Genomic DNA, 17,866 nt, shown 5'->3' with positions numbered 1-17,866 from the left:
CATGTAACAATGAAAGTCAAGTTGTAAAGTCCGTCAGGTCGGCAGGATAAGGTTTTGTCATGCGCGGTGACACCCTCGACGACGACAACCTGCTGAAGCGGGCACTCGACAGCGAGCTGCCGGACGACGAGACGACCGAACGCATCATGGGCGCGGCCCTGCAACAGGCCGAGGACTTCGGGCTGCGACGCTTCACCATCGACGACGTCGCCCGCCGGGTCCGGGTCTCCCGCGTGACGATCTACCGGTACTTCCCCAAGAAGGACCAGCTGCTCAACGCGCTGCTCATGCGTGAGCTGCGGCGCTTCCTCACCAAGGTCGACGCGGTCATCGCCGCCGAGCCGACGCCGGAGGCCAAGCTCATCGAGGGCCTGATCTTCTGCCTGGACTTCCTGCGCGGGCACCGGCTGCTCAACCGGCTGCTGCGCACCGAACCCGAACTGATCCTGCCGCACCTGACCACGCAGGCGGGCACCCTGATCGCCGCCGCGCGGGCGTGGATCGCCGGGCACATCCGCGACGAGGTCGGCGCCGGGCGGCTCGTCCTGCCGGACGAGGACATCGACTGCGCCGCCGAACTCATCGCGCGCACGGTCATCTCCCTGGTCATCACCCCGGACACCGTGCTGCCCCTCGACTCCCCGGCCGGACGCCGCCGCCTAGCCGACCTCTACCTCACCCCCATCGTCCAAACCCTCCGCCCGAGCGAGTGACGCCCCCAATCACGTGAGATCTCCGTTCAATCACGCGAGATCGCGCCCCAAGCACGCGAGTGCGCCGGAGCGTCTCAGCGGGGCGGGGCCGTGGAGCCTCGGATGACCAGTTCCGGGGCGGGTTCGCGGATGACCTCGTGTCGCGGCGGGGCGCCGTCGAGCTGACGCAGAATCGCCGCGACCGAGCGTCGTCCCAGTTCCCGCAACGGAAGCCGCACCACGGTCAGCGGCGGCGAGAGGTGCTCGGCGAAGAAGACGTCGTGCAGCGCGACGATCGACAGATCGCGGGGGACTTCGAGCCCGGCCGCGCGAGCGGCGGTCATCGCGCCGACCGCCGAAAGAACGTTGCTGACCACGATCGCGGTGACGTCCGGGCTCGCGGCGAGCAGTTTCGCCAGCGCCACCCCGCCCGCGTCGGTCGTGTGGCCACCGGCGAGCGACGGTCCATCTTGGACACCCGCCGCACGCAGCGCGTTCCGCCAGCCGCGGACCCGCGCCTCGGAACGGGCCTTGGGCGCGCCCAGCTTGAGATGCCCGATCGCGGCGTGCCCCAGGTCGAGCAGGTGCCGGGTGGCGACGTGCGCGGCCGCTTCGTCGTCGAGTGCGACACTGCCCACGTCGTCCCGCGTGCGGTCGTTGACGAGCACCAGCGGCAGCCGCGCCGAAGCGATGTTGGCGACCGTGTCGTCGGCGGTGGTACTGCCGCGTTGCAGCAACAGGCCGTCGATCCGGTTGCCCCGCACGATCCGCTCGAAGGCCTTGTCGCCCCGCGCGAGTTCGTCCGCGTCGGCGAGGAGCAGGGCGAAGCCGTTCGCGCTGGCCTCGGCCTGCGCGCCGTCGAGGATTTCGCTGTACACCGGGTTGCTGGTGTCGTGCACCGCCATCCCGATGATGCCGACCTCGGCCTTCCGCAACGCCCGCGCGACCTCGTTGGGCGTGTAGTTCAGCTCCTCGGCGACAGCGAGTACCCGCTGCCGGGTGTCCTCCCGGATCCGCAGCGTCTCGTCGCCGCGCAGGAGCCGGGACACCACGGCCGCACTGACGCCGGCGGCACGCGCGACGTCGCTCATCTTGGCGCGGCCGTTATGCGGCCGTGACGAGCTCGACGGTTGACAGTTCTCGGGCACGGACGCAAGCTTACCTCGCGGTAAATCGATTTACTTACCGACGGGTCCCCGCCACAGTGAGGAGATCGGACGATGGAGTCCGCGGTGCCCTCGCCCAGCGCGAACACACGCTTCGTCCGCTCCGTCGCGGTCGTCGCGGCGCTCGGCGGACTGCTTTTCGGCTACGACACCGGGATCATCTCCGGTGGCCTGCTGTTCATCCGGACCGAGTTCCACCTGTCCGCGCTCATGGAGGGCGTGGTCGTCAGCTCGCTGCTGGTCGGGGCCACGATCGGCTCGCTCGTGTCGGGCAGGCTGGCCGACCGGTACGGCAGGCGCGCGGTGCTGCTCGGCACCGCAGCCGTCTTCGCGGTGGGCGCGCTGCTGGCCGGGCTCGCCCCGGACGAGACCCTGCTGGTGCTCGGCCGGTTCGTCCTCGGCCTGGCAATCGGCCCGGCCTCGGCGGTCGTCCCGCTGTACATCGCCGAGATGGTGCCCGCCGACCGGCGCGGCGCGCTGGTCAACTGCAACCAGCTGATGGTCACCATCGGCATCGTCGTCTCCTACGCCGTCGGGTTCGCGTTCGCGCCGATCGAGGGCTGGCGCTGGATGCTCGGCCTGGCCGTCGTCCCCGCCGCGCTGCTCGGCGCGGGCATGTGGTTCCTGCCGGAAACGCCCCGCAACCTGGTCCGGCGGCAGCTGCCCGGCCAGGCCAGGACGGTGCTGCGCTCGATCCACGGCAAGGAAGACGTCGAATCCGAACTGGCCGAAATCCGCGCCGCCGACGAGCGGGACCGGACGTCGGTCGCGGCCCGCGGCGTACTACGGGACCGCTCGGTGCGGCCGATGCTCGTCGTCGGCATGGGCCTGGCGGTGTTCTCGCAGATCGCCGGGGTCAACACGATCATCTACTTCGCGCCGTCCGTGCTGGCGGACTCCGGATTCGGCGCGTCGGGCTCGATCCTCGCGCAGGTCGGTGTCGGGGTGATCAACGTGCTGATGACCGTCGTCGCGATGACGCTCGTCGACCGCGTGGGCAGGCGGCCCATGGTGATCACCGCGTTCACCGGGATGGGCGCGGGCATGCTGCTGCTCGGCCTGGTGTACCTGCTGCCCGCGCAGGGTGGTGCCGTGGCGTGGTTCGCGCTGGCCTGTATGGCTGTCTACATCGGATTCTTCGCCTTCGGCGTCGGGGCGATCCTGTGGGTGCTGATTTCCGAGATCTACCCGCCGAAGGTCCGCGGTGCCGCGGTCGGCATGGCCACGATGGCACACTGGCTCGCGAACTTCGTGGTGGCGCTGACTTTCCCGCTGCTGATCGCCGCCGCGGGCGCCACCGCGACGTTCTGGATCTTCGCGGTCGCCTGCGCGGCGGCGACGCTTTTCTGCGTGCGGCTGGTGCCGGAAACGAAGCGGCGTTCGCTCGAAGAGATCTCCGGCGGCGCACCGGCGGTGGCCTCATGATCGTGCTGCGGGGGATGGCGTGGGGCCATCAACGTGGGATCGGCTGCTTGCGTGCGGTGTCCACTGTGTACACGGAAGCGAATCCGAGGGTGTCGGTCGTCTGGGACTCCCGCTCGCTCCAGGACTTCGAGGACATGCCGATCACCGAGCTGGCGGACCGGTACGATCTGATCGCGATGGACCACCCCTACGTCGGCCAGGCGCAGACGACGGAGGCGCTGCTCCCGCTCGAAAAGGTCATGTCCGCGGGGTCGCTGGCCGCGCAACGGGCGGGGAGCGCCGGGCCGAGCTACGCTAGCTACACCTGGGCCGGCAGCCAATGGGCGGTGGCGATGGACGCGGCGGCGCAGACGACGGCGTATCGGCCGGACGTGCTCGGCCAGCTCGGCTGGAGCACGCCGCCGCGTACCTGGGACGGCGTTTTCGAGCTGCTCAAGTCCCTTCCCCGCCACCGGAAAGCCGTCATCCCGGCGAATCCGACGCATCTGCTCGGCAGCCTCCTCACCCTGTGCGCGCAGCAAGCGGGCACGCACGAAGGCTGGCTCGGCCGCTACGGTTTACGTCCCGACGTCGCCGTGCCCGCGGCCATCCGGTTGCAGCGCCTACTGGACCTGGCCGACCCGGTGTCGTGGACCAGCGATCCCATCCAAACGCTGGAAGCCATGCGCAGCGGGGACAGCGTCGTCTACGCGCCGATGATCTTCGGCTACGTGAACTATTCCCGAGTGGACAGTGCCGGGCATCCCGTGCGCTACGCGGATATTCCCTCCCTCGACGGCGCACCGGCGGGGTCATTGCTCGGCGGGGTCGGATTGACCATCTCCTCGCGATGTGCCGAACCCGAAGCGGCGGCACGGTTTCTCGAGTACGTCGTCAGCCCGGGTTGCCAGACCGGGGAGTACGTGGAGTCCGGCGGCCAGCCCGGTCACCGCGCGGCGTGGACGGACCCCGCGATCGACGCGAGTTGCGGGAACTTCTTTTCTCGCACGCTGTCCACCTTGGACAACGCGTTCGTCCGGCCACGTGATCCGGCCTATCCGTCGGTCCATCATCGCGCAGGGCTGGAGATCCACCGGCTGGCACGGCAAGGCGCCAGTGCCGTCGAAATCGTCCGCCGGTTCAACGACGTCTGCCTGATGACCTACGCGAGCGCGGGCCTATGACAACGTTGCCCGAGCTGGTTTCCGCCGCGCACCGGCGTTTCGCCGAGCACCCCGCCGTACTGGGCGAGCATGGCACGATCACGTTCGCCGAACTCGGTGCCCAGGCACGTTCCGTGGCGTACACCCTGGCCGAACTCGGACTACGGCCCGGGGATCGGGTCGTGATCGCGCTGGACAACCGGCCGGAGGTCCTCGCGGTCGAACACGGAGTGTGGCTCGGCGGGTTCGTGCGGGTCGCGGTCAGCACCCGGCTGCATCCTGAGGAGATCGCCGGAATCGCCGCGGACTGCGCGGCTGCCGTCGTCGTCTGCGCGGCCGATCTCGCCACGCGGCTGGACGAACTTTCCGTGTGCACACCGGAACAGCTCCTCCGCGGCGGTGCCGGTCCCGAGCCACCGCATTCGCCCGGCGACCTCGTCGCGCTGATGTACACGTCCGGGAGCACGGGCAAGCCGAAGGGCGCCCGGGTGACGAGCGCGGCGTGGGTCGCGATGCTGGAGGCGATGTGGACCGCGCTGCCCCCGATCGGGCCCGGCGACGTCGTGCTGCACGTGGCGCCGATCAGCCATTTCGGTGGCTCGGTGGGAAGTGCGTACACCCTGGCTGGTGCGGCCGCGTTGCCGTTGCCGCGTTTCGACCCGGAAACCGCACTGGCCACGGCCCGGCGACATGGGGTGACCGCGATACCGCTCGTGCCGACCATGCTGGACCGCCTGGTAGCCGTCGCGGAGCAGGATGCGTTGCCACTGAAGGCGGTGGTCTACGGCGGGGCGCCGATCCATATTCCCGCGCAGGTCCGGGCGCGCGCGGTGTTCGGCGATGTCCTGTACCAGTTCTATGGGCTCAGTGAAGCGCTCGCGCCGCTCACCGTACTGTCCGAAGTGGACCATGCCGGCCCCGATCCACTCCGGCTCGCCTCGGTGGGGCGACCGGTGTCGTCGGTCGAGTTGTCCGTTGTGGACGATCAGGGCGAACGCGTCCCGAACGGCGGGATCGGCGAGATCCGGGTTCGCGGGCCACAGATCATGCCGGGGTACTGGAACGGCGTGGAGATCCCGGCGGGCGGCTGGTTCGCCACCGGCGATCTCGGCTTCGTCGACGAGGACGGCTACCTGCACCTGACCGGGCGCCGCAGCGAGCTGATCGTCACCGGCGGGTTCAACGTCTATCCCGCCGAAGTGGAGAACGTGATCGCGGCACTCGACGGTGTCGCCGCGGTAGCCGTGCTCGGAGTTCCGGACGCGCAGTGGGGTGAGACCGTTGCCGCGGTGATCGTCGCCAAGGACGGTCGCGAACTGTCCGCAGTGGATATTCGAAGAGCCTGCGCGGATCGGCTGGCCGGGTACAAGAAGCCCCGGCGGATCGTGTTCGCCGACCGGCTGCCCGTCAACAGCACCGGCAAGGTCGCCAAGCAGGTGCTGCGATCCTGGTTCCAGTAGAAGGAGGAAGTTCTGTGCCACAGGCGTTGGACGGCGTTCGCGTCCTCGATTTCACGCAGATGATGCTCGGCCCGTACGGGACCCAGGTACTGGCCGACCTCGGCGCCGACGTGATCAAGGTCGAGCGGATCGACGGCGAATGGGAACGCGGGCTGCGGATGCAGGGCGACCTCGTCGACGGCGACTCGGCCGCGTTCCTCGCGATGAACCGCAACAAACGCTCGGTCGCCGCCGATCTGCGGTCGGCCGAGGTGCGGGACGCGCTGCTGGAGATCGGCGCCACCTGCGACGTCGTGGTGGAGAACTTCCGGCCCGGCGTGCTCGCCCAACGCGGTCTCGGCTACGAGGATTTCCGGCGGGTCAAACCGGACATCATCTACTGTTCGGGTTCCGGCTGGGGTCAGGACACGCGCTACGCCAAGGAGAACCGGCCCGGCCAGGATCTGCTGATCCAGTCGATGTCCGGCCTGGCGGCCAACGGCGGCCGGGCGGGCGACCCGCCGACCCCGGCGGGGACCGCGATCGTGGACGCCGCGACCGCGCTGACGCTGGCGAACGGGATTCTCGCCGCACTGGTCGCGCGGCTGCGCCACGGGGTCGGCCAGCGGGTCGAGGTCGACCTCTACTCCACCGCGATTTCGTTGCAGTGTCAGGAGATCTCGTCACTGGTCAATCAGGACACCGAGTTCAGCCGGTCGGTCGCAGGCGTCGGGCAGGCGTGGCTGGAGGCCCCGTTCGGGATCTATCGCACCGCCGACGGCTGGCTCGCGGTCGCCATGGCCCCGCTGGACGTCGTCGGCCCGCTGTTCGACGTCCCGAAGATCGCCGGGCTCGACGCGTGGAAGAACCGCGACGAGGTGAAGCACCGCATCGAGGAACGCACCGCACGAAGGTCCACACAGGACTGGCTGGACACGTTGCTGCCCGCGGGTGTGTGGTGCGCCAGGGTCCGCGGCACCAAGGAGGCCGTGGACGAGCTGCGCGCCGACGATTCGGATCTTCTCGTCCGCACCCGGCTCGCTTCCGGCCGTGAGGTCGAGCTGATCGGCTGTCCGATCCGGATGTCCGAAACCCCGTGGGCACTGCGGTACGCGCCGCCCGCGGTGGGCGAGCACACCGACGACGTGCTCGGCGAAGTGCTTTCCGCGGACGACCTCGCGCGGCTGCGTGCGGACGGAGTCATCGCATGAGCGAAGCTTGCGAGCGAATCATGGATATCATGCGCCAAAAGGGATCGAACACTGTCTCGCGGAGCGAGGCGTTCGCATGAACGGGGAAAGGCGGATACACCAGCACCTCGTGGAGACCAGGACGGGCGCCGTCGCGACGTTGCGGATCGACCGGGAAGGCGCGCTGGGCGCCTTGTCCCGGTCGATGGTCGAGGCACTGGGCGGTTACCTGACCGCGCTGCGGTCCGATGAGGACGTTCGCGTGCTGGTGCTGACCGGCACCGGGCGCGGGTTCATCGCGGGAGCGGACATCAACGAGTACTCCGGGGTCACCCGGACCGCGTTCGACGACTACCAGAAGCTTTCGCGCGGCGTTTTCGACCAGCTGGCCCAGTTGCCCCAGCCGACGATCGCGGCGGTCAACGGGTACGCGCTGGGTGGCGGCTTCGAAATCGCGCTGTGCTGCGATTTCCTCGTGGCCTCCACGGCCGCGCGGTTCGGGCTGCCGGAGATCTCACTCGGCCTGCTCCCCGGCGGGGGCGGTACCGTGCGGCTGGCGCGGCAGATCGGCGTTCGGCTCACGAAGGAGCTGGTGCTGACCGGGCGGCGGCTCAAGCCCGACGAGGCGCAACGGCTCGGGCTGCTCACCGCGCTGACCGAGCCGGACGATCTCCTGGCCCGCGCGGGCGAACTGGCCGCGACCATCGCCGCACAGGCACCAATCGCGGTCCAGGAGGGCAAACGGCTGGTCGACGACGGCGTCGAGACCGGGCTCGCCGCCGCGCTCACCCGCGAGCAGCAGGTGTTGTCCTGGCTGTCCACAACGGACGACGCGCGGGAGGGAGTCGCCGCGTTCCTGGAAAAGCGCGCGGCGGTTTTCCGCGGCCGGTGATCACGTTCGAGGAGGAGTCCGATGGGATTCGACGGCAGGGCCGCGCTGGTCTCCGGCGGCGGTAGCGGGATCGGTGCGGCGACCGCGCACCTGCTGGCCGAGCGTGGCGCGGCGGTGGGTGTCGCTGACATCGATGCCACCGCTGCGAGCGCAGTGGCCGCCGAGATCACCGCCGCGGGCGGGAAGGCGGCCTCGACGCCGTGCGACATCCGCGACGCGGCGTCAGTCGCCACGGCCGTCAAGTCCATTTCGGACTCCTTGGGCGGTATCGACGTACTGGTCCAAAGTGCCGGAATCGTCAAGTACGGCACGGTCGTCGACACGCCGGAGTCCGACTGGGACGCGGTGCTCGAGACCAACGTCAAGGGCCTTTACCTCCTGGCGAAACACTGCGTGCCGGTGATGCGGGAGCGCGGCGGCGGAGCCATCGTCTCGGTGTCCTCGGCACAGGCCTTCGCGAGCCAGCCGCTGGTCGCGAGCTACACCGCGAGCAAGGCGGCGCTGGTGGCACTGACCAAGACCCTCGCGATCGACCACGGTCCGGACCACATCCGGGTCAACTGCGTCGCCCCCGGTTCGGTCCGGACGGCGATGCTGGAGGACAGCGCGCGGCAGTTCGCGGGCGGCGACACCGAGAAGGCGTTCGCGGATTGGGGAAACCAGCACCTGATCGGGCGAGTGATCGAACCTCGCGAGGTCGCCACCGCGATCGCGTTCCTCGCCTCCGCCGACGCGAGCGCGATCACCGGCACGATGCTGCTCGTCGACGGCGGCCTCACCGCCCGCCTCGCCGTCTGATCACGCGAGATCTCCGTCTGATCACGCGTGATCTGCGTCTGATCACGCGTGATCTGCGTCTGGTCACGCGTGTCCTCCGGACGGGCACGGGTCCGGCGTGTTCCCCTGGCAGGAGGGCGAAGCGTGTCCCGGCCACATGGTCAAATAGTTGTGCAAGTATTGAAGCAATGAGCCGAGGAGGACCCATGCCCACCGCCGACCCGTACCGCCGTCGAGGCGCCAGAGCATGACGGCCGGCCAGGCGGGCGCACGGAAACGCGGCAAAACGGGCGTGATCGCGGTACGAGACGCCCTGACCGGCTGGTTGTCGCGCCCGCTCGCGTCGTTCCACCTGGTACTCGGGTTGTGCGGGATTCTCGCGGTGATCGGCGTGGTGATGGTGCTCAGCGCGTCCTCGGTGTCCTCGTACGACCCGGCGACCGGCACCGGGCAGTACGCGCAGTTCCAGAAACACCTGGTCTACCTCGGCATCGGCGCCCTCGTGTTCTGGCTCGGGCTGCGCACACCGCTGGCGAAGATCCGGAAGCTCGCGCCCGCGTCGATGATCGTGTCGATCGGGGCGTTGCTGCTGGTGCTGACGCCGCTCGGGTCCAGCGGCGGCGGGGCGCAGCGGTGGTTCGTCATCGCCGGCCAGTCGTTCCAGCCGGTGGAGGTGGCGAAGCTCGCGCTGGCGCTGTGGGGCGCCCACGTCCTCGTAGCGAAGTACAACCTGCTGCACCAGTGGCGGCACCTCATGGTCCCGGTCGTCCCGGCGGCGCTGCTGATGTTCGCGCTCGTGATGGCGCAGCCGAACCTGAGCGGCACGATCACGCTCGGCGTCGTCCTGCTCGGGCTGCTGTGGTTCGCCGGGATGCCCAAGCGGTTGTTCGCGATGCTGCTGCTCGGCGCGGCCGCCGGTGCGGGCGTCCTCGCCGTCGTCGCGAAGTACCGCCTCGCGCGGGTGCTGTCCTTCCTCTCCTCCAGCCCGGACACGAGTGACGAGGGCTACCAGGCACAGCAGGCGCTGTACGCGCTGGCGGACGGCGGCTTCTTCGGCAAGGGCCTCGGCCAGGGCATGTCCAACTGGGGCTACCTGCCGGGTGTGCAGAACGACTTCATCTTCGCGCTCGTCGGCGAGGAGCTCGGCTTCCTCGGCTGCGCAGTCGTGATCAGCCTGTACGTCGGCGTCACGATCGTCGGGATCCGGATCGCGACCCGCAACATCGACCCGTGGATCCGCATCGTCGCCGGCACCCTGACGCTGTTCGTCGTGTCGCAGGCCGCGATCAACATCGGCTACGTCGTCAACCTGCTGCCCGTCACCGGCGTCACGCTGCCGCTGGTGTCCTACGGCGGATCGTCGCTGCTGGTCACGATGCTCGTCTTCGGCATCCTCGCCAACTGCGCCCGCAACGAGCCGCAGGCCGTCGCGGCCCTGCGCAACCACGGGCCGGGCAAATTCGGCACGCTGCTGCGGCTGCCCGCGCCCCAGCCGTACGTCCCGCAGGCCCGCACCCGCCCGCGGACACGGCCGCCCGCACGGCGCCGCGCCCCTCGCTGACCCCTTGCGGAGAGGAGGTCAGCGGCGGAACTGACCGGGGCGGCGGCCTTCGCCCGCCGGGCCGCGGTACGCCTGCGCGATGTCGAGCCACTGCTCGGCGACGTCGCCGGTCGCGGTGAGCGCGAGGTCGTCACGGTGACGACGGCGCGTGGCGAGCAGGCAGAGATCCAGGACCGGCCCGGCGATCCGCTGCGTGGCGTCCTCCGGCCCGGTGGCCCACGGCTTGCCCGACGGCGTGGTCAGCTCGAACCGGAACTCGGCGTCCGGGGTGGGCAGGTTCCGCGCCTGGTAGCCGAAGTTCCAGGTCCGCGCGATGAAACCGGCGAGGAAGACGATCCGGTCGGTGCGCGCCGGCTGGAGGTCGAGCGCGTCCGCGATGTCCTGGCCGTGCGCGAACAGCTCCATCATCCCGGCGCAGGCCAGCACGAACGGCGGCAGCGGGTTGACCAGCCACGGCACGAGCGCGTCGGCCGGGACCGCGGCCAGCGCCTTGATGCCGGTGTCCCGCTCCGTGCGCCAGCGGGAAAGCAGCACCTCCGGCGGGTCGTTGACGAACTCGGCGAGCGCGCCGTTCACCGCGGCGTCGAAGGCCTTGCCGTCCTTCACCCCCGAGGTCAGCTCGCCGAACCCGGCCGGGTCCGCGGCCGCCATCCCGGCGATGCGGAAGATGAACGCGAGGTGGCCGATCTGGTGGGTGATCTTCCAGCCGGGCGCGGGCGTGTCGAGCCGCCACTGCTCCGGGCTGAGATCCGCGACGAGGCGGTCGACCTCGGCGGCCTCGGCCGTCAGAGCCGCGATCACGGTACGCAGGTCGGTCACGACAGTCCTCCTTGGCGGCAACGGGCCCTTCCCTGTGTCCCGAGTGTCCGCCAGCGAACGGCCGTGGTCTTCTCCCACCGTGCACAGCTGTGGCTCAGAGGTGGTGCGCGGCAACGATTTCGGTCACGGCGGACTCGGCGCGCCCGGCATCGGCAGGAACGAGCCCGAGCCGGGTACGTCGCTCGAGGACATCGGCGACGTCGAGCGCGCCCTCATGGGACACGGCGAACTCGACCTCGGCACGCGTGACGTCGATCCCGTCGGCGACCGGTTCCAGCGGACGCGGCACCGTCGCGGCGTCGACGACGGCACGAGCGGAACCGCCGTACCTCGCGACCAGCGACGCCGGGAGTCCCCCTGACGGCACGCTGTCCGGATGGCCCGGCGCGCCGACCAGCGGCAACGTCGTGGTGCGGCAGGGCAGCGCGCTCAGCCCGCGCAGCCGGACGGCGGCGTCGACGGCGTCCTGCGCCATCCTGCGGTAGGTGGTGAGCTTCCCGCCGACGACCGTGACGACCCCGGACGGTGACTCGCGGACGGCGTGCCGGCGCGACAGGTCGGCGGTGCTGCCACCGCCGGAGTCGATGAGCGGCCGCAGCCCCGAGTAGCTTCCGCGCACGTCGTCGCGGGTCACCGGAGTCCGCAGGTAGGCGTTGACCGTGTCGAGCAGGAAGGTGACCTCGTCCTCGTCCGCCACCGGGACGTCGGGGATCGGACCGGGCGCGTCGACGTCGGTGAGGCCGACCACGACCCGGCCGAGCTGCTGCGGCAGCGCGAACACGAACCGGCTGGTCGAACCGGGGATCGGCACGGTCAGCGCGGCGCGCGGGTGGCCGAACGCGGCGGCGTCGAAGACCAGATGCGTGCCCCGGCTGGGCCGCAGCCGGATCGACCGGTCCACCTCGCCCGACCAGACCCCGGCCGCGTTGATCACCGCTCGGGCGCGCAGCGTCAGGGTTTCGCCGGTGAGCGTGTCGGTCAGCCGCGCGGACGTGCCGTCGACGTCCTCGGCACGCACGCGGGTGAGCACCTTCGCGCCGTGCTCGGCGGCCGTCCGTGCGATCGTCACGACGAGCCGCGCGTCGTCGACGAGCTGGCCGTCGTGCGCGACGAACGCACCGCCGAGCCCGTCCGCGCGGATCTGCGGAGTGAGCGCGAGAGCCTCGGCCGGGCCGATGCGCCGCGCCGGCGGCAACCTCGACGCCGGGGTCCGGGCGCCGACACGCAGGGCGTCCCCGGCCAGGAATCCCGCCCGGATGACCAGCCGCTGCGCGCGGCCGATCGAGGGCACCAGCGGGACGAGCTGGGGCAGCGGCCGGATCAGGTGCGGGGCGGTCCGGGTCATCAGGATCCCGCGTTCGACAGCGCTTTCGTGGGCGACACCGACCTGGCCGCTCGCCAGGTAACGCAGGCCGCCGTGCACCAGCTTCGAGCTCCAGCGGCTGGTGCCGAACGCGAGGTCGTGCGCCTCGACGAGCACCGTCCGCAGCCCGCGTGACGCGGCGTCCAGCGCGGCGCCCGCGCCGGTGACGCCACCACCGATGACCAGGACGTCGACATCGGCGAGTTCTTCCAGCGCGCGAGCACGCGTCTGTCCATTGAGGACTGTCATGAGGCGAGATATCCGTTCAGTGCCTTGGCGAGTTCGCGCCGCCACGCCTCGTCGGGCAGCAGGTCCGCGACCATGCGGTGCGATTGGACGGTCGACTGGGCGATGAGCAGCACCATCGCGGCCAGCTCCATCGGGTTCCCGGCACGGATCGAGCCGTGCTTCTGGCCCCGTTCGATCCCGTCGGCCAGCGCCGCGAGCAGGCCGCGCTGGCTGGTGCCGAGCCGCTCGACGACGTATTCGGTGAGCAGCTGCGGTTCCGAGACGAGCAACGCGCCGAGCAGCGGGTGGTCCCGGATCCGGATCGCGATCTCGACCGACCGCTCCACCAGGGATTCGCGGTCGTCGCCGGTGTCCGGAACGGCCTCGCGCGTCCGCAGGACCTCGCGGGTCAGCAGCGCGCCGATGACCGCGCGGACGTCGGGCCAGCGCCGGTACACCGTGGGCCTGCTGACGCCGGCACGCCGTGCGATCTCGGCCAGCTGGGTGCGCTGCACACCGAAGTGGACGATCAACTCGGCGGCGGCGTCGAGGATGACGTCGTCGGTGCTGCGGGAATCACCCCGTCGGGGATCGTTACGGCTTGACATTATGTGTAACACTGTAGCCCATGGCCGCCGGAACGCAAGCACCTCGTTCACTGCCCCGCCCACCCATGCGATGGGACGCCTGGGGCGACCCCGCCCTGGCGAAACCGTTGTCGGACAACATCAAACAGTTGCTCCAGCAGGTGCTGGGCACGTCGGCCGACGACGTAGCCGAGCGGTCCGCCGACGACGTCCGCTTGCTGCCTTCGGCACTGCCGGAGGAGGATCGCGCCGCGCTGGCCGCCATCGTCGGACCCGAGTACGTCGGCGTCGCCGACGCCGATCGCCTGCCCCGCGCGGGCGGGAAGTCCACTGTGGATCTTTACCGCCGCCGGAGCAGCGAACCCCAGGACGCGCCGGACGCCGTTGTGCTGCCCGGTTCGGAGGACGACATCGCCGCCGTCCTCGCCCACTGCGTGCGGCGCCGGATCGCGGTGGTGCCGTTCGGCGGCGGGACGAGCGTGGTCGGCGGCGTGGACCCGATCCGCGGCGACTTCACCGCGGTGATCACGCTCGACCTGCGCCGCTTCGACCGGCTCGAAGCGCTCGACCCGGTGTCCGGCGAGGCGACGCTCGGCGCGGGTCTCCCCGGCCCGAAGGCCGAAGAACTGCTTGCCGCGCAAGGATTCGAACTCGGGCACTACCCGCAGAGCTTCCGGTTCGCGACGATCGGCGGGTTCGCCGCGACCCGCTCGTCCGGCCAGGATTCCGCGGGCTACGGCCGGTTCGACGAGATGGTCCGCGGCCTGCGCGTCGTCACCCCGTCCGGCATTCTCGACCTCGGCCGCGCACCCGCCTCGGCGGCAGGGCCGGACCTGCGTGAGGTGTTCCTCGGCTCCGAGGGCGTGTTCGGCGTGATCACCGCGGTCCGGCTGCGCGTGCACCCGCTGCCCGCCGCGAAAATCCACGAGGCGTGGAACTTCCCGGACTTCGCCACTGGCGCGGCCGCGCTGCGCGCCGTCGAACAGCAGGAGACCGGGCCCACCGTGCTTCGCCTGTCCGACGAGGCCGAGACCGGGATCAACCTCGCGATGACCGATCACGTCGGCGGCGACCAGGTCGCCGGTGGCTGCCTCGCGGTGACGGTGTTCGAGGGGACCGCTGAGCAGGTGGCGGCGCGGCACGAGCGCACCCGCGCCGTCCTGCTCGCCGCGGGCGGCACGTCGCTGGGCGAAGAGCCCGCGGTGGCTTGGGAACACGGCCGGTTCGGCGCCCCGTACCTCCGTGATTCCCTTTTGGACGCCGGCGCGTTGTGCGAGACGCTGGAGACCGCGACCCAGTGGTCCAATGTGGACAATCTCAAGGCCGCCGTCACCACCGCGCTCCAGGAATCCCTGCGGGAGACCGGCACCGAGTCACTGGTGATGTGCCACATTTCGCACGTGTACCCGACCGGCGCGTCGCTGTACTTCACCGTCGTCGCCGCACAGAAGGGCGACCCGATCGCCCAGTGGTCGCACGCGAAACGCGCGGCGGGGGACGCGATCATGGCCGCGGGCGGGACGATCACCCATCACCACGCCGTGGGCGCGGACCACCGGCCGTGGATGAGCACCGAGGTCGGCGAGCTCGGGGTCCGGATCCTGCGCGCGGTCAAGGACGCGGTCGACCCGGCGGGGATTCTCAATCCTGGGAAACTGATTCCGTGAGCGATGCTTGCGAGCGAACCATGGATATCATGCGCCAAAAGGGATTCAACACTGTCTCGCGAAGCGAGTCGATCGCATGAAGGACATCCGCTCGGTGGTGGTGCTGACCAATCCGGCCGCCGGTGCCGGGCACGCCGACCGGGCGGCCCGGCAGGCGACCCGACGCCTGCGTGACCGCGGCGTCGACGTTCTCGACGTCGCGGGCGGGGACGCGGAGGACGCCTTCCGGCTCGCGGCCGAAGCGGTCCGGCAGCGGGTCGACGCGCTGGTGGTGGTCGGCGGAGACGGCATGATCTGCCTGGCGTTGCAGGCATTGACCGGCAGCGATGTCCCGCTCGGCATCGTCCCCGCCGGGACGGGAAACGACCACGCCAGGGCGTACGGCCTGCCGACCGGCGACCCCGAAGCCGCCGCCGACGTGATCGCCGACGGCCACGTCGAGACGGTGGACGTCGGCCGGATCGAGGCGGACGACGGCACCCGCCGCTACTTCGGTTCCGTGCTGGCGGCGGGGTTCGACTCACTGGTCAACGACCGCGCCAACAGGCTCCGGTGGCCGCGCGGGCGGGCCCGGTACAACCTGGCGATTCTCGCGGAGTTCGCGAATCTGCGGCCGTTGCCGTTCCGGCTGACCCTGGACAACGGGCTCGTGCTGGAGCAGGACGTCCTGCTCGCGGCGGTCGGCAACACCGCGAGCTACGGCGGCGGGATGCGGATCTGTCCCGGCGCCGACCACACCGACGGCCTGCTCGACGTGACCGTGGTGCGTGCCATGCCACGCCGGACGGCGCTGCGATTCCTGCCCACCGTGTTCGCCGGAACGCATGTCCGGCACGCCGGGGTGGACACCTACCGGACCGCGTCGGTGCGGCTGGAATCGCCAGGGATCACGACCTACGCCGACGGCGAACCGGTCGCCCCGCTGCCGGTGGAAGTCAGCGTCCTGCCGGGGGCGCTGTCCGTTCTCGTTCCCCGCAAGGAATCCCGTCTGTCCACATAAGACAACGGCGTGGCGCGGTCGGCAGGCTGGAGTTGCCGACAGCGCCACGCCGTCATGTCATCGAGCCGGGATCAGGACTTGTTGCCGTTGCAGGCCTTGTAGTTGGAGGGACTGGCCGGGTTGAGCCAGTTGAGCGGGCCGTTCCACAGCCACGGGGCGACACAGAGGTTGTTGCCCACCTCGATGCCGTGGTGCCCTCCGGACACGTTGCCGTTGCAGGCACTGTAGTCGTTGCCACTCCCGATGTTGCCCACGTTGCCGGGGCCGTTCCAGAGCCACGGAAGCGCGCACGCGTTGTTCAGTACGCTGATGCCGCCGTGGTTGCGGTGGTCACCCCTGCCGTGATCCGTCGTCGTCGCCGGCGAGGCCGACGCCGTGCCTGCCGCGACCACCATCGCACCACCCACGAGCACGCCGGCGATCACAGTCCTCTTCAGCGAAACCATACTCACGAGAACGCTTCCTCTCCACGTCACTTCAGGGATAGCCGATGGCGGCCAAGGACTTCCGTCCTCGTGGTCACCTGCGACTACCGAGCAGTCTCCGCGCAGAACCGGGTCACGAAAAGAAAACACGGGCTTGATCACTCGAAGGTGTCGCGTGTGGACCTCCTTCGACGGACTCTTGGTGCAGACAAACACTTTCGAGCTACAACGCCGGGGTGCGAGGTCCCCGATTCCGGACTATGTTGGCTCACCCGATCCGGGCACCGTCCGGTTCGATGGCACCTTCCCGGATTGGTGGTACACGCTGTCCACCGCGAGTCCGCCGAGTCCACAAGGGACGAACCAGCACGATGACCGACGTCCCGCTACACGTTGTTCGAGGATGTCCCGAAAGCGTCGTTCGGGACGTTCAACGTCGGCTACGCGTCGTTCGGGACGTGGCTCCGACGCCGGGGCGGCCCGCCGCCACACCGAGGGACGCCCCCGTCGCACCCAACGCACCAAGGGCGTCCCTCGGCACAGCGCGCGGAAGCCCCAATCCCCATGCCCGGGCAAGGCACTGACCTGCGCCGATGAGCGATCCGGTCACGGACCGTGCGCGATCGGGTCATCCAAGGCAGGCTTGTCGCGGCCTATCGTCGATCGGTACCTCAACGAGAGAGGTCGTCGCCGTATGAGCACGAGATCGTCCAGCGCCACCTTCCCCGGCGCGGCGGTGTTCGGCCAGGTCGGCCGCATCACCGCGCTGTTTCTCGCGGTCGCGCGCGGCGTCTTCCGCAGACCGTTCCAGCTCCGCGAGTTCCTTTACCAGTCCTGGTTCTTCGCGAGCGTCACGATCCTGCCGACGGCGCTCGTCTCGATCCCGTTCGGCGCGGTCGTGGCGCTGCAGCTCGGATCGCTGACGCAGCAGATCGGCGCGCAGTCGTTCACCGGCGCGGCGAGCGGGCTGGCGATCGTGCAGCAGGCGAGTCCGCTGGTCACAGCGTTACTCGTGGCGGGGGCGGGCGGCAGCGCGGTGTGTGCCGACATCGGGGCCCGCACCATCCGCGAGGAGATCGACGCCATGGAGGTCCTCGGCGTCGATCCGATCGCGCGGCTCATCGTGCCGAGGGTGCTGGCCGCGATTCTCGTGTCGGTGCTGCTGAACGGCCTGGTCAGTGTGGTCGGCATGGTCGGCGGGTACGCGTTCAACGTCCTCGTGCAGGGCGGGACGCCGGGTGCCTACCTCGCCAGTTTCAGCGCACTCGCGCAGCTGCCCGACCTGACCATCTCGTCGCTCAAAGCCGTGCTGTACGGGCTGGTCGCCGGCGTCATCGCCGCGGACCGCGGGCTGCACCCCAAGGGTGGCCCGAAGGGTGTCGGCGACGCGGTCAACCAGTCCGTCGTCATCACCTTCCTGGTGCTGTTCCTGATCAACGTCGTGCTGACCGGGATCTACCTGCAGGTGGTCCCGCCGAAGCTGAGCTGAGGGG

The 17,866-nt window shown here is 70.2% G+C and carries 16 protein-coding genes; 11 read left to right on the top strand and 5 right to left on the bottom strand.

What is annotated here, in order from left to right; all coding sequences use genetic code 11:
• Positions 1–59 precede the first annotated feature (59 nt).
• Positions 60–713 carry a TetR/AcrR family transcriptional regulator gene (locus tag ACFW0G_RS12135; RefSeq protein ID WP_378325059.1) on the top strand — a complete coding sequence of 218 codons (654 nt, stop codon included), beginning with the start codon at positions 60–62 and terminating at the stop codon, positions 711–713.
• Positions 714–787: 74 nt separating this feature from the next.
• Here the strand turns inward: ACFW0G_RS12135 and ACFW0G_RS12130 are convergent, their stop codons facing one another.
• Entirely contained in the window at positions 788–1,840 is a 1,053-nt protein-coding gene (locus ACFW0G_RS12130; RefSeq protein ID WP_378325058.1) for a LacI family DNA-binding transcriptional regulator, read from the bottom strand.
• Positions 1,841–1,912: 72 nt separating this feature from the next.
• Here ACFW0G_RS12130 and ACFW0G_RS12125 point away from each other — a divergent pair, with 72 nt between their 5' ends.
• The 7 genes from ACFW0G_RS12125 (at position 1,913) to ftsW (ending at position 10,284) form a co-directional block, all read left to right on the top strand.
• On the top strand, positions 1,913–3,283 hold the full coding sequence (locus tag ACFW0G_RS12125; RefSeq protein WP_378325057.1) for a sugar porter family MFS transporter: 1,371 nt from the start codon (positions 1,913–1,915) through the stop codon (positions 3,281–3,283).
• Positions 3,280–4,446 carry an extracellular solute-binding protein gene (locus ACFW0G_RS12120; RefSeq protein WP_378325056.1) on the top strand — a complete coding sequence of 389 codons (1,167 nt, stop codon included), beginning with the start codon at positions 3,280–3,282 and terminating at the stop codon, positions 4,444–4,446. Before ACFW0G_RS12125 ends, ACFW0G_RS12120 begins: the two co-directional genes overlap by 4 nt.
• Positions 4,443–5,885 carry a class I adenylate-forming enzyme family protein gene (locus ACFW0G_RS12115; protein WP_378325055.1) on the top strand — a complete coding sequence of 481 codons (1,443 nt, stop codon included), beginning with the start codon at positions 4,443–4,445 and terminating at the stop codon, positions 5,883–5,885. The genes ACFW0G_RS12120 and ACFW0G_RS12115 overlap by 4 nt, the downstream gene beginning before the upstream one ends.
• 14 nt (positions 5,886–5,899) lie before the next feature.
• Positions 5,900–7,075 (top strand): CaiB/BaiF CoA transferase family protein, encoded by a 1,176-nt coding sequence (locus tag ACFW0G_RS12110; RefSeq protein WP_378325054.1) that lies wholly within the window; start codon positions 5,900–5,902, stop codon positions 7,073–7,075.
• A 76-nt stretch (positions 7,076–7,151) separates the two neighbouring features.
• Positions 7,152–7,946 (top strand): enoyl-CoA hydratase/isomerase family protein, encoded by a 795-nt coding sequence (locus ACFW0G_RS12105; protein WP_378325053.1) that lies wholly within the window; start codon positions 7,152–7,154, stop codon positions 7,944–7,946.
• A gap of 21 nt (positions 7,947–7,967) precedes the next feature.
• Positions 7,968–8,744, top strand: coding sequence for an SDR family NAD(P)-dependent oxidoreductase (locus ACFW0G_RS12100; RefSeq protein ID WP_378325052.1), 777 nt, complete (start codon positions 7,968–7,970; stop codon positions 8,742–8,744).
• A gap of 226 nt (positions 8,745–8,970) precedes the next feature.
• Positions 8,971–10,284, top strand: coding sequence for a putative lipid II flippase FtsW (gene ftsW / locus ACFW0G_RS12095; RefSeq protein ID WP_378325051.1), 1,314 nt, complete (start codon positions 8,971–8,973; stop codon positions 10,282–10,284).
• An 18-nt stretch (positions 10,285–10,302) separates the two neighbouring features.
• Here the strand turns inward: ftsW and ACFW0G_RS12090 are convergent, their stop codons facing one another.
• The 3 genes from ACFW0G_RS12090 to ACFW0G_RS12080 form a co-directional block, all read right to left on the bottom strand.
• Positions 10,303–11,103, bottom strand: coding sequence for a TIGR03084 family metal-binding protein (locus ACFW0G_RS12090; protein WP_378325050.1), 801 nt, complete (start codon positions 11,101–11,103; stop codon positions 10,303–10,305).
• 94 nt (positions 11,104–11,197) lie between these two features.
• On the bottom strand, positions 11,198–12,715 hold the full coding sequence (locus tag ACFW0G_RS12085) for a glycerol-3-phosphate dehydrogenase/oxidase (protein WP_378325049.1): 1,518 nt from the start codon (positions 12,713–12,715) through the stop codon (positions 11,198–11,200).
• A complete protein-coding gene (locus ACFW0G_RS12080; RefSeq protein ID WP_378325048.1) occupies positions 12,712–13,302 on the bottom strand; it encodes a TetR/AcrR family transcriptional regulator in 591 nt (196 codons plus the stop codon). Before ACFW0G_RS12080 ends, ACFW0G_RS12085 begins: the two co-directional genes overlap by 4 nt.
• A 65-nt stretch (positions 13,303–13,367) precedes the next feature.
• Between ACFW0G_RS12080 and ACFW0G_RS12075 the strand changes: the two genes are divergently transcribed.
• On the top strand, positions 13,368–14,948 hold the full coding sequence (locus ACFW0G_RS12075) for an FAD-binding oxidoreductase (RefSeq protein WP_378325047.1): 1,581 nt from the start codon (positions 13,368–13,370) through the stop codon (positions 14,946–14,948).
• 76 nt (positions 14,949–15,024) lie between these two features.
• Positions 15,025–15,948 carry a diacylglycerol kinase gene (locus ACFW0G_RS12070; protein ID WP_378325046.1) on the top strand — a complete coding sequence of 308 codons (924 nt, stop codon included), beginning with the start codon at positions 15,025–15,027 and terminating at the stop codon, positions 15,946–15,948.
• 71 nt (positions 15,949–16,019) lie between these two features.
• On the opposite strand, the gene ACFW0G_RS12065 is transcribed toward ACFW0G_RS12070, so the two are convergent.
• The gene (locus ACFW0G_RS12065) at positions 16,020–16,400 is read right to left on the bottom strand and encodes a hypothetical protein (RefSeq protein ID WP_378325045.1); all 381 of its coding nucleotides are present in this window, start codon (positions 16,398–16,400) and stop codon (positions 16,020–16,022) included.
• Positions 16,401–17,067: 667 nt separating this feature from the next.
• Between ACFW0G_RS12065 and ACFW0G_RS12060 the strand changes: the two genes are divergently transcribed.
• The gene (locus ACFW0G_RS12060) at positions 17,068–17,862 is read left to right on the top strand and encodes an MlaE family ABC transporter permease (RefSeq protein WP_378325044.1); all 795 of its coding nucleotides are present in this window, start codon (positions 17,068–17,070) and stop codon (positions 17,860–17,862) included.
• Positions 17,863–17,866 lie beyond the last annotated feature (4 nt).

Origin of the sequence: Amycolatopsis sp. NPDC058986, from assembly GCF_042741125.1 — a bacterium.
Classification (GTDB): domain Bacteria; phylum Actinomycetota; class Actinomycetes; order Mycobacteriales; family Pseudonocardiaceae; genus Amycolatopsis.
Note: the sequence above shows the minus strand (reverse complement) of the source record. Positions and strands in the feature narration are given on the sequence as shown.

Coding starts and splice junctions, on each gene's coding strand:
- ACFW0G_RS12100 (WP_378325052.1), top strand. CDS start 7,968: ATGGGATTCGACGGCAGGGCCGCGCTGGTCTCCGGCGGCGGTAGCGGG.
- ACFW0G_RS12120 (WP_378325056.1), top strand. CDS start 3,280: ATGATCGTGCTGCGGGGGATGGCGTGGGGCCATCAACGTGGGATCGGC.
- ACFW0G_RS12085 (WP_378325049.1), bottom strand. CDS start 12,715: ATGACAGTCCTCAATGGACAGACGCGTGCTCGCGCGCTGGAAGAACTC.
- ACFW0G_RS12080 (WP_378325048.1), bottom strand. CDS start 13,302: ATGTCAAGCCGTAACGATCCCCGACGGGGTGATTCCCGCAGCACCGAC.
- ACFW0G_RS12075 (WP_378325047.1), top strand. CDS start 13,368: ATGCGATGGGACGCCTGGGGCGACCCCGCCCTGGCGAAACCGTTGTCG.
- ACFW0G_RS12115 (WP_378325055.1), top strand. CDS start 4,443: ATGACAACGTTGCCCGAGCTGGTTTCCGCCGCGCACCGGCGTTTCGCC.
- ACFW0G_RS12070 (WP_378325046.1), top strand. CDS start 15,025: ATGAAGGACATCCGCTCGGTGGTGGTGCTGACCAATCCGGCCGCCGGT.
- ACFW0G_RS12060 (WP_378325044.1), top strand. CDS start 17,068: ATGAGCACGAGATCGTCCAGCGCCACCTTCCCCGGCGCGGCGGTGTTC.
- ACFW0G_RS12125 (WP_378325057.1), top strand. CDS start 1,913: ATGGAGTCCGCGGTGCCCTCGCCCAGCGCGAACACACGCTTCGTCCGC.
- ACFW0G_RS12105 (WP_378325053.1), top strand. CDS start 7,152: ATGAACGGGGAAAGGCGGATACACCAGCACCTCGTGGAGACCAGGACG.
- ftsW (WP_378325051.1), top strand. CDS start 8,971: ATGACGGCCGGCCAGGCGGGCGCACGGAAACGCGGCAAAACGGGCGTG.
- ACFW0G_RS12135 (WP_378325059.1), top strand. CDS start 60: ATGCGCGGTGACACCCTCGACGACGACAACCTGCTGAAGCGGGCACTC.